The organism is Reyranella soli (assembly GCF_007992495.1).
In the GTDB taxonomy this organism is placed as follows: domain Bacteria; phylum Pseudomonadota; class Alphaproteobacteria; order Reyranellales; family Reyranellaceae; genus Reyranella; species Reyranella soli.
The window spans coordinates 204,205-216,570 of sequence record NZ_BKAJ01000031.1; the positions used below are offsets into that span (position 1 = coordinate 204,205).

Here is a 12,366-nt window from a genome sequence, read left to right on the forward strand (position 1 = left end):
CAACTGCACACTTTGCCGACAAATGAGCAGTACTGCGCCTGAAATCGTTCCGCTGTTTGCGACCCCACTCGTTACCTTCGATGTACCTGAGGCGGCGACGCTCAACAGTGAATTGCGTCGCGTCATCATTGAACGCGAGAAGACGCATCCCACCACGCAGCACTCCAATCTCGGCGGCTGGCAGTCGAGTTGGGACATGGATCGCTGGGGCGGCGCGCCGGCGATCAAGCTGATGGCCGTCGGCCGCAACGTCGCCAACCGTGTGACGACCGATCGCAAGGGCAACGCGGGCAGCGGTCCTCATCCGGGATTTTTTGCCGTGACGTGGCACGGCAACATGTGGGCGAACGTCAACCGCAGCGGCCACGGCAACGAGTTCCATTCCCACCCCGGCGCCTTCTGGTCGGGCGTCTACTATGTCGACGACGGTGGCATCGACGCCGATCCGTCGCTAGGCGGTGAGCTCGAGTTCATGGACCCGCGCGGGCCCTTGCCGGCGATGAACGCGCCGCATCTCGGCTACGCCATGCCGGGCGGCCTGACGGCAGGCGCCACCGAGCGCATCCGGCCCAGGGCCGGCCGGCTGGTGATGTTCCCCGCCTGGATGATCCACCAGGTGCGGCCCTATAACGGCACCGCCGAACGCATCTCGATTGCGTTCAATCTCAGTCTTTAGAGTCTTGCCGGAGCGCGGGCCTCCAGGCCCGCGGTCCGGCAAGACGTCTAAGCAAAGGCCTTGCGGATCTTTGCCCAGTCGGCCAGTGCGTGTTCCTGGCCGGGTACGAGCTGGATGGTGAACTGGGTGTAGCCGGCGCCGCGCAGGGCCTCGATGCGCTTCTTGATCTCGGCCTCGCTTGCCGTGAACGAGGTGTTGGCGATCAGGTCGGCGGTGATGAACTTCTTCTCCTCTTCCTTCACGAACATCAGGTGGCCGCGATGGTTCTCGAGATACGGAGCGTCCTTGGGCTCGAAGCCGCGCGCCATCTCGATATAGGCCTGGATCTCCGGCGTCGACAGCATGGCCACGCCCGGTGCCAGGCCGGCCAGCGCCTCGTCGGCGGCGCGATGCAGCATCACGGCGGCGCGCGGTCCAGCCTGCGCCACGGCGCGCGGTGAGTTGGCGGCCTCGCCGTCCTTCAGCACACAGCCCAAGGCGAAGGCAGTGGCCTGCAGGTCGCCGACCGCATGGCCCGCCTTGGTCCAGGCGTCGCGCATCGCCTCGACTTCCTTGACGCCGTTCTCGACCTTGCCGACGAAGTCGATCCAGCCCGCCCTGAGCTTGGCCGTCAGCGAACGGGTGCGCGGCCCGAAGGCCGACAGATGCAGGGCGATCGGGTCCCCGGTATTGAACAGTGGCAACTCGGGGTTGAGGAAACGGATTTTCTTGGTCTGCCCTTCCATCTCGAAATCGACGGTCTCGCGGCGCAGCAGGCCATAAACCTGATGGATGTAGGTCTCCATGTCCTTGACCTTGATGGCGCCGAAGCCCATGGCACGCCGCGCCGTGAAGCCCGTACCGACGCCGAAGTCGATGCGGCCGGGCGCAAGCTGGTTCAGCGTCGCCAGCGCATTGGCCGCGACTGGTGCGATGCGGTTCGACGGCACCAGCACGCCGGTGCCCAGCCGAATGCGCCTCGTATGCACTGCCGCGGCCCCCATGGCGACGAAGCAGTCGGCGCTCAGCATCTGGGTGTCGTAGAACCAAGCATGGGTGAAGCCCAGCTCCTCGGCTTCCTTGGTGACCTTCCAGGAGTCTGCCGCTGTTGGCAGCGCGATGCCGAAATCCATCGTCTCAATCTCCATAATAGATATATGTAATCCAGGTGCAGTATGGCAGCTGCGGGTACATTTGGGTGATTGACCGAGCGCACTACTTTTGCGATAGTAAGTCTCATTCGTGGCCTGACGACGTGCCGAGGAAACGACCTTCCGCCCACAGCGATGCGCAATTCGCAGCCTTCGTCGACAGGATCAAGAACACCTTGCATTCCGACGAGGGGGCGAGATTCGAGGAGGTCCTCCGGAAACTCATCCTCAAGGACAACGGGCAAGGTCGCCCGGCCGGTCCACCCGCTATGCGGGACGGCCGCCCGGTTTCGCCGCCGAACGTGCCGTCCTCGGCGACCATGCTGCCGAAGCCTCCCGACTTTGCAGCGATTGAAAAGGCGGCGCGCGACACAGCTGCCGACCGCCAGAATCTCATGACGCTGATCGGCCAGCTCGTGTTCAGCTGGTCGAACAACGAGAGCTTGCTGATCTATGTGATGATGCTGCTTCTGAGAACGGATGAGCGTTCGGCAGCCGTCGTCTTCTCGACCCTCAATACCACCCGGGCGCGCCTCGACCTTGTGCGCCGACTCTCGTTGCTGCATCTGCACGACCCCGCCGCCCGAGCCGAGATCGACAAAACGATCGAGCTTTTCAACGACGCAAACCGCATCCGCAACGAGTTCATGCATGCCATGTATCTGGTGAACGAGCAGGGCCAGATCACGCATACGCAGATGTTGCGCTTCATCGAGAAAAAAGGGCGGGTCTCGTTCGGTGATCGGCAGCCGCTCGACGGGAAACGCATGCGAACTCTCGTCGAGGTCGACGACACGCTGCGCCAGTTGAATCGGCAGCTTTGGGGCCTGCTCCCCCGCCTCCAGGCGGCGATGGCGTCGTCGTCGCCCGGCTAAAGCACGGTTCGTGCAGCTGCAACCAGCTCGACGGATTGTGCCTTACGGAGTCGACTGCTTCGCAGCAGAGTCGCTCGTTGGGATGATCGTAGCGACTGTATCCGTCCCAGTGGGAGATTGGATCTGTTCCGCCGAGGCGGCGGCTTCGCTGATGCGTCGGAGGATGAATGACGCAGTCTTGAACGACACGTTCAGGATTCGCTGCAACTGGTGCGGTCGAATGTTCTTGGTGCCGCCGCCGGTGAGGTAGATCGCCTGCAACCATTTGTGCACCGGAACATGGCTGGACATGAACAAGGTGCCGTGAGTCACCGAGAAGCTCCTGCGACAGGCATAGCACTTGTACGTGCCAAGCCGCGTTGAGGCGCCATTGAGCCTGCCGACGCGCTCGGTCCCACCGCAGTGTGGACATCTCGCGCCGTCCGGCCAGATGATGCCCTCCAAATACTGGTGAGCACTCAGCTCATTGGAGAATCGCTCGAGCGCTGCGCGCACGAGCAACTCGTCGTCCAAGTCCTTCGATACAGCATCGGGACTCAGACCGATCTGAACGTACTTAGTCCTGATTGCCCCTTCCATCTCCCGCTCCCGTCACACCCTACGCCCCACACTTTCACATATAGCGGAGTACGTCCCACAACCTGTGTCCTCTCGGTGATCAAGGCGCCCCCCAGGGAACCAACCAGACCAGTGAGCATCGAAAATCGACCAGCCCGCTTCAGTGCCAACGGCGTGCGGAGGGCCGGGTATTCAAGGTGTAGGTATCTCCGTTCTGCCTTCCAACAAGGCGTAGCAGGCCGCCTTCGATGAGGGCCGCGCATGTTTCGGCTGTCGGCTGGAAGACGACGGCGCCAAGATCAGACACCGGAGAAGGCCAAAGGTCGACTTGATCGCGGAGTCAGCGGCGTGATGGTGAAGGCCATCGTTTATTCGCGGGACTGACGCGTCTCGACGCTGCATGGACTGGTTCTCTGATCTCGGTTCGGCAGTCCAGCGGTGATCGGGATCGAAGTCGATGCGAATCGCGCAGGGGTCGCGGAAAGATCGGCGCATCGCTCGCCTGGGCGGCTCAAGTCCCAATGCTTCGAGTGATGAGCAGCGGGTATTGTTATCGCATTGGCATTGCCCTGCTCTTCCCCATTGTCGGCAATGCTGGCCCGGGTGGATGAGGTGTCTGCCACAACTCATTCCGCCTGGGCTTTTTTCTGCGGGCCTGAATGACGTTTGCCGAAGAGGGGGTCGTTTGCTTCGTCACATGACGCGCCGGCGGCTTCTCCCCTCGGCTGCGATGTTGGGTCTCTTCGGTGCCACCGGGAGCGGGCCGGCATCGGCAGTATCGGACGATTCGCTGTCTCAGCTCGCCGCGCGCAGCGGCCGTTACTTCGGAGCGGCCGTTCGTATCGAGGACATCCTCGCCGAGGCAGACTTGCGGGGCACGGTCCTGCGCGAATGCGTGAGCCTGACCCCGGAATTCGCGCTGAAGTGGGATGCCGTCGAGCGGTCGCCGGAAGCTTTTCGGTTTGGGCCGATCGACGACTTGCTGAGCTTCGCCGTCCAGCAAGGCCTGCGCATGCGCGGTCACACCCTGCTGTGGCACGGCAGCGTGCCTGACTGGGCGCAGGCCCAGCTTCGCAGCCAACGCTCCTGGACGCTGGTGCAGCGCTACATGGAGGCGGTGCTATCCCGGTATCGCGGCACGATCGGCCAATGGGACGTCGTCAACGAGCCGATCGAGACCGGGTATCGCATGGATGGACTGCGCGGCAGCGTGTTCCTGGAGGCCTTCGGGCCCGACTACGTTGTGCGTGCCCTTCACGAGGCCCGGCGTCTCGCTCCTGGCGCCGAACTGATGATCAACGAGTTCGCTCTCGAGGCCGACAGCAAGGTCGAAAGCGACAGGCGCTACCATTTCCTGAAGCTGCTCGAGAGGCTGAAGCGAGCCGGCGCTCCGCTCGACGGCGTCGGACTGCAGGCCCATCTCGACCTGTCGAAGGGGCCGGTCCGGGCCGTCGTCTATGCGCCATTCCTGCAGGACATCGCCGGCCTTGGCCTGTTCATCGCGATCACCGAACTGGACGTCAAGGAATACGACTATGCTCAGCCGGTCGATCGCCGTGACCGCGATGTCGCCGACGCAACCGCCCGCTATCTCGACATTGCCCTGGCGCAGCCTGCGGTGCGTGGCGTGTCGACCTGGGGAATGAGCGACCGCCACTCCTGGCTACGGGTCACACTGGAAGATCTCGCCCGTCACCAGGGAAGCTGGAAGGACGGGTCGACGCCGGGTTTCAACCGCGGATTGCCGTTCAACAGCTCGATGCGGCGCAAGCCGATGTACCATGCCATCGCCAATGCCCTGCAGCACGCTGCGGCACGCCGTGGGTGAGTCGGTCCCCGGTTCAGACCACCATTCGGCCGTGCGAGAGCTCGGCCATGCTGCGCGATGAGCGGTCGATCGGCTTGCGCGCGGTCGTGACCCAGCTGATCAACTCCTCCATGCCGCCCTCGAAATCGCGCCGAGGCCGGAAAGCGTAAGTCTCCGCGATCCTCGAGACATCGGCGAAGCAATGGCGGATGTCGCCGACCCGATATTGGTTGAGTACGCGTGGCGCGATGTTCTTGCGCAGCAGGCGCGCCAGCGTGCGGGCGATGCTGTTGACCGAAACCGACCGCCCGCTGCCGACGTTGAAGGCTCCCCAGATGCGCTTGTCGCTTTCGAGCACCGTCGCGAAGGCTTCGGCCACGTCCTTGACATGGACGAAATCGCGCTGCTGCTCGCCATCCTCGAACACCAGCGGCGGCTCGCCGTTGAGCAGCCGCGAGATGAAGATCGCGGCGACGCCGGTGTAGGGGTTGCTGAGGGCCTGGCGCGAGCCATAGGCGTTGAACAGCCGCAAGGCGGTCGTCGGAATACCGAGCGCGCGACCGACCGTCAGGAACATCTCCTCATGGTCGCGCTTGTTGATTGCGTAGATCGAGGCTGGATGCAGCGGCTTTTCTTCCTTGGTCGGCACCGGCTCCAGGGTCTCCGTGCTTCCGTCGCCCTCCCGCGTGAGCTCCCACGATCTCCGTCGAAGCTGCTCGTCGCTGCGCAGCGGCGGTGCGAGCGATGTCTTTGCTGCTGCCGACCAGTACTCGCCCTCGCCGTAAACCGACATCGACGAGGCCACGGCGATGCGTTCGACGCCGTGGCCGCTACGCGACAGCACGTCCAGCATGATCGCGGTAGCCATGGTGTTGTTGCGCGTGTAGTCGGCGATGTTCGTCATGCTCTGGCCGACGCCGACCGAGGCAGCCAGGTGAACGAGATGCGTGATGCCGTCCAGACTCGATACGAAGACGCCGTCGTCGAGGATGTTTCCCTTGATGCGGCGTGCGGCCCGATCGAGATAGACCGGCCATCCGTCGGCGGCCATCTCGGCGTCACCGTGGATCTGCGGCAGCAAACAGTCGAGAACGGTTACCTCGAAGCCGCGCTTGAGCAGTTCGTCAACCAGATGGGATCCAATGAAGCCGGCTCCGCCCGTGATCAGTGCGTGACGCGTAGACATGAACCACACTGCCCTTTCCAAGTTACCGCCTTTGTGTGCCACGCGTGGGCAGTGCGTGGCTCGCGGACTTGCGGCACCTGAGGTCAATTTTGACAACCCAGGATCGCAGACTTTGCGGTACCCCCTCAGCGCATCAGCTGCTGCATCAGCGGCTCATTGGCATTGATCTTCTCCGTGCGCTCCCACACGAGACCTCTGTCGTGGACGTACATGCGATATCCGATCCACAGCGGCACCAGCCAGACCAGCCACCAGATCGACAGGAAGACCGGATTGACGCGCAGCAAATACCACAGGCGAGCGCGCCAGCTGCCGAGCACCAGCGCCGATCGCTTCCATGTCGACCGGTACATCGCCAACAGCGTCGCTGCGTAGGTCGCGACGTTGAACGCGGCAAGGCCGACCGTCCATAGCGGCAGGATCGATGTGCCGTCGAGCCAGGTCCACATAGCCCAGACTCCGATCGGAATGCCGAGCGCGTTCACCGACAAGGAGAGGCAGGGCAGGAAGATCAGCCACGCCTTGAAGCGCTGCCAGCGGCTCATGCCCATCTCCCTGAGCGGCGAGTTGAGGCTCTGGAAGAAGCCGGCGACCCAGCGCTTGCGCTGCGTGATGCCCTTCATGAGGGTCGAGGGCACCTCCTCGATCAGCGGATTCTCGATGATGCCGAGCCGCCGACCGTTCACCCAGAAGCGCATGCCGACCTCGGGATCCTCGATCGTCAGCCAGGGGTGAAAGCCGCCCAGCGTCACCAGATCGGAGGCGCGAAAGAAGGTGCCCTTGCCGAGCACCCAGTAGGGCTGGCGGCCGTTCGCCGATAGGTGCGGATACTTCAAGCCGTCCCAGGCCATGTGGTCGAAGGCGTGCCAGGAGGCCGCCATGGTGTGATTGAGGTTGCCGGCAATGTTCTGGGCCTGCAGCACGTCGTAGTGGCGGATTCCGACCGCGGCTGCGAGCAGGTGGTCGCTCGGCGGGCAGCTGTCCGCGTCGATATAGTCGATCAGGAAATCCTCGCGCCCTCCGAATTCGGCGACCCTGGTGTAGAAGGCGTAGATCAGCTGTCGCGTCTTCTTCGGCGGCAGGTCGCGAAGGTGCGCGCGCCGACCGCGATGCCACCAATAGGCCTTGTCGTTGCCGTTCCAGGCATCCCAGACGACCTGCCACGATACGTCGCTGGTCGGCGGCACCGGCATCAGCTGCAGGAATGGAAATTCGCGCCGCAGCCGCTCGAGGCTGGCCACGGTGCCGGTATCGGAGGCGTTGGGGATCGCAACGACGCGATAGCGGTCGCGCGGGTAGTCGAGGGCGCCCAGCGAGGTGAGCGTCGTGCGCATCGTCTCCTCGAGCTCATTGAGCACCGGATAGAACAGCACGATGTAGGGATGGTCGCCGGGACCAAGCAGACCCACTTCCGACATGTCGACCCAGTTGACCGGCAGCGAGTAGAGATAGAAATCGACTGCGCTCGCCAGCAGGTACAGGACCTGAGAGAGGATGAAGAGGCCGATCAGGGCCAGTGGCAGAATCGCTTGATAATCGCTCATCGCCCAAGCTCCATCGCTGGGTTGGTTACTGATGCGACGTCGCATCGGATCATCGCTTCAATGTCGTCGCGCCACGTCACCACGGTCAAGGATGTGAAGGTCTGGGTACGCCAAATCCCATTGAGGGCGGCGGTCGCGATCTGGTCTCTAAGGGGAAGCTGATCGTCAACGCTGTTTTTGCGAGGCGATGATGTCTGGAGTCTTTGCGTTACCGCGACGGTCGATCGCGATCGTCCTTCTGTCCGCGCTCGTGTCACTGCTGCGCTGGCTGATCCTCGTCGCGATCGCGCTGCTGCTGGCGCCCCACGTGCTCGCCCTTGTCGAGCGGCCGCGCGACCACGCCGCAACGGCCTATGTGCTGCGCCAGAGCGATGCGTTGGTGCAGCGAGCAGGCGGATGGCTTCGTGGGCATGTGCCGACCAGGATCGCGGGGCGGGATCGCACTGATTGGATCATGGTGGCAGGGCTGTCGGTGGTGGCGATCGGCGCCGGCTCGCTGCGTGACGGCATCGTGAGCCGGGTGACGGCGCGGCAGCTGCGCCACGAGCTTGGGCGCTGGAGAAAGTCCATGCAGCTCGGTGAGGACACGCGGGCCGCCGCTGCTCTCGACGAGGGCTTCAAGGATCTCGAGAACGCGAGAAGCGTCGATCGCAGCGAGCTGCTTCGCGCCTTCGCCGAAGCCAAGCGTCGGCTCGATGCCCTCGGTCGCGAGGTAGCCTTCCTGTCGATCGACGTCGTCGGCTCGACCGCCATGAAGGAGCGCGAGGAAAGTGCGGCGATCCAGTACGACTTCGCGGAATACCGCAAGCTGGTGGAAGCGGTGTTCGCAGCGCACGGCATCCTGAAGTCGGCCTGGACGCCGGACGGGGTCATGGGCTGCTTTGCCGACACCGACCAGGCCATCGCCGCCGGCAAGGCGGTCATCCTGGCGCTTGGAGATTTCAACCGTGACGTGAAGCTGATGCGGGCGGATTTCGCAGTTCGCTGCGGTGTCAACGCGGGTTACGTCCATTTCGACGAGGCCACGCCGCTGGAGGCGATGTCGGACCGGGTGATCGACATAGCCGGCCATATGCAGAAATACGCCGAACCGAACACCGTGGCCGTGGCGCACAAAGTGATCGCGCCCTTGCGGAATCCGGCCGGATTTACGCCAACCGACAGGGTGGTCGATGGCTATCGGGTGGCGTCCTGGAGGCCGGCGCAGTGGGACAGAGTAATTCGCACCCATGATGCATGGTTTCACGACCGCGTGAAGTAAGTTCATTTACGCTGAGATAATGTGGACAAGCGTCGAACTTGGGACCTTTCTGCATATCTGGAAGACGCAAAGGGGAGGGCTGCCATGGCACGCAAGAATGTCTCTGCCCACACGGATGAGCAGTTTGCGCTGTTCATAGACCAGATCGGCACGATGCTGGATGACGAGAAGGAGGCGCAGTTCGAGAGCGTTGTGCGGCGCCTCGTGCGTGTCGCCGCATGCGAAGCCAAGGACGACGGGTGCGACGCCACCGATCACGACACGGTGGATGACCTGCACCACTCGCCCGAGCCGCCGAAGCGCCCGTACCCGCTCGCAAGTGGCGCCGGCGCCGCCGGCACGTTGCCGGCCCGGCCGGACTTCGAAGCCATCGAGAAGGCTGCCCGGCAATCCGGCGCGAGCAGCGCCAGCCTGATGGGGTTGATTGGGCAGCTGGTGTTCAGCTGGTCGAACAACGAGAGCATGCTGATCTACATCCTGAAGGTGCTGTTGCAGACCGATGAGCCGGCGGCGGCGACCGTCTTCTCGACGCTGAACACCACGCGTGCCCGGCTCGACCTGGTGTCCCGGCTGGGCCGCATCAAGCTCGCCGATCGCGAGACGCGGATGGCGCTCGATCACGTTGTCCGGTGCTTCAACGAGATAAACGCGGTACGCAACGAATTCCTCCATGCCATGTACGCGGTCGACGCCAAGGGCAGGATCACGCACACGCAGACCATGCGGCTGATCAACAAGAGCGGCCGGTTGACCTTCGGCCAGCAGCACGCAATCGACCGGGAAAGAATTGAAGGCCTGGTGCGGACCTGCAACGAGTTGAGAGTGCTCAACCGGAAGGTCTGGGATTTGCTGCCTCAGCTCGCGAAGGCGGTCGAGTCAGCTGCAAGCGTCAGTTCGGCCGCTGCTCCGATCGGCACGCGTCCCAACGGCAATTAGACCGACGGCGGCGTTTCGCAGGTATAGCCCGCGTCCGAGATCGGGTGCGGCGCCAGCAGGCCGCGGGTGTCAGCGGAGTCCGCATCTTCCATCCTGGCTGCCGCCGACTCGAGGCGGCGCATCATCGACGCGGCCGTCTTGAACGACACGTTCAGGATGCGACCGAGACGGTGCGCGCGCATCGGCTTGGTGCCGCCTTCCGTCAGATACATCGCCTGCAGCCACTTGTGGGCCGGCACATGGCTCGCGCTCAGCAGCGTGCCGTGCAGGACCGAGAAGGCCTTGCGGCACTTGTAGCACTTGTAGGTGCCGACGCGGGTCGTGGCCCCGTTCAGCTTGCCGACCTTTGCATGGTGGCCGCAGCGTGGGCAGCACACGCCGTTCGCCCACAGAATGTTTTCAAGATAGCGCAGCGCGCTCAATTCATCCGCGAACAGCGCGAGCGCCTCGCGGACATGATTCGGGTTCCCACTCATATGCCCAAGCCCCCAACTGCACGCGTCGCTCCCTAAGGAGCCCCCAACGTCCGATCGCCCCAACGATCGAACGCTTCACGCAAACATATTCGCGTCAATCGTTCCGAAAGTTAATAGCGGGTCACACTTCTCCCTCTTCGAAGATCACAACGAAGACACAGCGCAGCGAAGACGCAGGGTTGCGATCAAGAACGACGGCTCAGGTCGGCAGGTAGATGCAAATTACAGCGCGCATTGCGATGCAAATTGCAGTGCGTCTCGGTCGAACGGTGACAGTGAAAGTCGTAATCAGCGCCATTCGACCTGCTGTGCCGTATTTGATTGCATCGGCCAGCGTCTGACGGGTCGCGTATCTTCCGTCGAGGCAGAGCGCAAGCCAAGATTGGTTGGGCAGGATGCAGCGCCTGGATTGACGGACAAGCAACGCCACGTGCGCGCGACACAGCCAATCGAAGTTCATCTCCTTCAACGCGCCGCATGTCTTCGATTTGCACAGGCCTGCGTTTGGCGGGTCATACATCTCCCGTCGGACACGACGCGCCGATTTGATGGATTGACGGACAAGCAATGCCGTCCAGGCGCGCCACGACACGGCTGTGGCGTGTCTCCTGTTTACGTAGCCTGCGCTTGATGCAGGTCGCGCATCGCGACCCGGTGCAGCCAGAACGAGAGGTTGCTTCGCCAACAAGAACGCCGGCAGCGTGACAGTGGTCGCTCAACGTTCCATCGCAGGTCACGATTGTCCGATTGAGTCGAGCACTGCTGGGGCAGAGGATGCCGCTCAGATCAGGCGCAACTGACAGTTGTTCCTGCCTGATCAGGGGGGGCTCACCATGTAATCTGTCGACCGACTACCCGCGATCTCCGGCCAGCGCGATGCGGCCGCAGACGCAAAAGCTTCAACATCTTGTTCAATTGACGTCTTCGTTCACGTTCGATGTCTCGCATCCAGATGAATAGCGGGCATGGCCGTGACGGGACGCTCTCCATCATCACTCAGGAGACTCTCTCATGTCTAACCACAACGACCCGAAGCACGACCCGAAGCACGACCCCAGCCAGGATCAGGATCAGGACCAGCTGCAGGCGCAGCTCGAGGCGCAGCTCCAGGGCCAGGCCCAGGGCCAGCTGAACCTGCAGGGTCAGGGCCAGGGCCAGGGCCAGGGCCAGAGCCAGTATGAGACCCAGCTCGCGGCTCAGGGCGTCGCCCAAGGCGCGTTCCAGGTCTCGGACAACAAGAACGAGAGCGACAACAAGAACGAGAACTCCAACGACAACAAGTTGGATAACAAGGTCGACAACTCGCTCGACAACAAGACCGACAACAAGGTCGACAACTCGCTCGACAACAAGGTCGAAAACACCGTCGACAACAAGGTCGAGAACAACATCGAGAACAACGTCAAGACCGACGTCAACGTCAAGGTAGACCTCGATCTCAGCGGCCTGGACCTCCAGCCGGCGATCGACGTCGATCATCTCGACGGCATCCTGTTCCAGATGCCCGACCACGTGACCCAGAGCGGCACCAACAACTTCAACATCGATCAGGTCAACAACCTGGTCGACAATGACAAGATCGACAGCGCGTCGGTCAGCTTCAGCGCGAGCGGCTACGGCACCGAGTACGATCCGTCGGAAGCGCCGTCGGTGTTCTCGATGTCGGCCAAGGCCGACGGCGGCTACGCCAAGATCGACGATGCCAAGGCCGAGATGCATGACGGCGCGGGCGCGACGGTTGCGGCCGATGCGTCGGCTCACATCACGCAGGATGCGTTCACCCAGAGCATCGTGATGGGTGCCAACATCCAGTTCAACTCGGTGACCATCAACGTGGACACCGGCGCCGGTGACATCGACACCGAGTCGCATAGCTAGTCTGACCTAGGGAACTCGCCCGGCTTCGGCCGGGCGAGT

Annotated in this window: 13 protein-coding genes; 6 read left to right on the top strand and 7 right to left on the bottom strand. The window is 63.0% G+C overall.

Annotated elements, in window-relative coordinates:
- The first annotated feature begins 22 nt into the window (after window positions 1-22).
- Window positions 23-676, top strand: a complete 654-nt coding sequence (locus RSO01_RS09250) for a 2OG-Fe(II) oxygenase family protein (RefSeq protein ID WP_147148438.1) — start codon at window positions 23-25, stop codon at window positions 674-676.
- Between the two features lie 47 nt (window positions 677-723).
- Here the strand turns inward: RSO01_RS09250 and RSO01_RS09255 are convergent, their stop codons facing one another.
- A complete protein-coding gene (locus tag RSO01_RS09255; protein WP_147148440.1) occupies window positions 724-1,803 on the bottom strand; it encodes an LLM class flavin-dependent oxidoreductase in 1,080 nt (359 codons plus the stop codon).
- 107 nt (window positions 1,804-1,910) lie between these two features.
- Between RSO01_RS09255 and RSO01_RS09260 the strand changes: the two genes are divergently transcribed.
- Complete coding sequence (locus RSO01_RS09260; RefSeq protein ID WP_246158241.1) at window positions 1,911-2,681, top strand: hypothetical protein; 771 nt, start codon at window positions 1,911-1,913, stop codon at window positions 2,679-2,681.
- 42 nt (window positions 2,682-2,723) lie between these two features.
- Here RSO01_RS09260 and RSO01_RS09265 read toward each other — a convergent pair whose 3' ends face one another.
- A complete protein-coding gene (locus tag RSO01_RS09265) occupies window positions 2,724-3,260 on the bottom strand; it encodes a transposase (RefSeq protein WP_147148442.1) in 537 nt (178 codons plus the stop codon).
- 676 nt (window positions 3,261-3,936) lie between these two features.
- On the opposite strand from RSO01_RS09265, the gene RSO01_RS09270 reads away from it, so the two are divergent.
- Window positions 3,937-5,067, top strand: a complete 1,131-nt coding sequence (locus RSO01_RS09270) for an endo-1,4-beta-xylanase (protein WP_170302953.1) — start codon at window positions 3,937-3,939, stop codon at window positions 5,065-5,067.
- A gap of 13 nt (window positions 5,068-5,080) precedes the next feature.
- On the opposite strand, the gene RSO01_RS09275 is transcribed toward RSO01_RS09270, so the two are convergent.
- From RSO01_RS09275 to RSO01_RS47175, 3 genes are all read right to left on the bottom strand, one after another.
- On the bottom strand, window positions 5,081-6,232 hold the full coding sequence (locus RSO01_RS09275) for an NAD-dependent epimerase/dehydratase family protein (protein ID WP_147148446.1): 1,152 nt from the start codon (window positions 6,230-6,232) through the stop codon (window positions 5,081-5,083).
- 125 nt (window positions 6,233-6,357) lie between these two features.
- On the bottom strand, window positions 6,358-7,776 hold the full coding sequence (locus tag RSO01_RS09280; RefSeq protein ID WP_147148448.1) for a glycosyltransferase family 2 protein: 1,419 nt from the start codon (window positions 7,774-7,776) through the stop codon (window positions 6,358-6,360).
- A 253-nt stretch (window positions 7,777-8,029) separates the two neighbouring features.
- On the bottom strand, window positions 8,030-8,188 hold the full coding sequence (locus RSO01_RS47175) for a hypothetical protein (RefSeq protein ID WP_170302954.1): 159 nt from the start codon (window positions 8,186-8,188) through the stop codon (window positions 8,030-8,032).
- Between the two features lie 60 nt (window positions 8,189-8,248).
- Between RSO01_RS47175 and RSO01_RS09285 the strand changes: the two genes are divergently transcribed.
- On the top strand, window positions 8,249-9,037 hold the full coding sequence (locus RSO01_RS09285; RefSeq protein ID WP_170302955.1) for an adenylate/guanylate cyclase domain-containing protein: 789 nt from the start codon (window positions 8,249-8,251) through the stop codon (window positions 9,035-9,037).
- Window positions 9,038-9,121: 84 nt separating this feature from the next.
- Window positions 9,122-9,973: a hypothetical protein gene (locus tag RSO01_RS09290; RefSeq protein WP_147148452.1), complete on the top strand. Its 852-nt coding sequence runs from the start codon at window positions 9,122-9,124 to the stop codon at window positions 9,971-9,973.
- Here RSO01_RS09290 and RSO01_RS09295 read toward each other — a convergent pair.
- A complete protein-coding gene (locus RSO01_RS09295; RefSeq protein WP_170302956.1) occupies window positions 9,970-10,395 on the bottom strand; it encodes a transposase in 426 nt (141 codons plus the stop codon). The genes RSO01_RS09290 and RSO01_RS09295 overlap by 4 nt on opposite strands.
- A gap of 253 nt (window positions 10,396-10,648) precedes the next feature.
- Window positions 10,649-11,041 (bottom strand): hypothetical protein, encoded by a 393-nt coding sequence (locus tag RSO01_RS09300; RefSeq protein ID WP_147148456.1) that lies wholly within the window; start codon window positions 11,039-11,041, stop codon window positions 10,649-10,651.
- A 419-nt stretch (window positions 11,042-11,460) separates the two neighbouring features.
- Between RSO01_RS09300 and RSO01_RS09305 the strand changes: the two genes are divergently transcribed.
- The gene (locus RSO01_RS09305; protein WP_147148459.1) at window positions 11,461-12,327 is read left to right on the top strand and encodes a hypothetical protein; all 867 of its coding nucleotides are present in this window, start codon (window positions 11,461-11,463) and stop codon (window positions 12,325-12,327) included.
- Window positions 12,328-12,366: the final 39 nt, after the last annotated feature.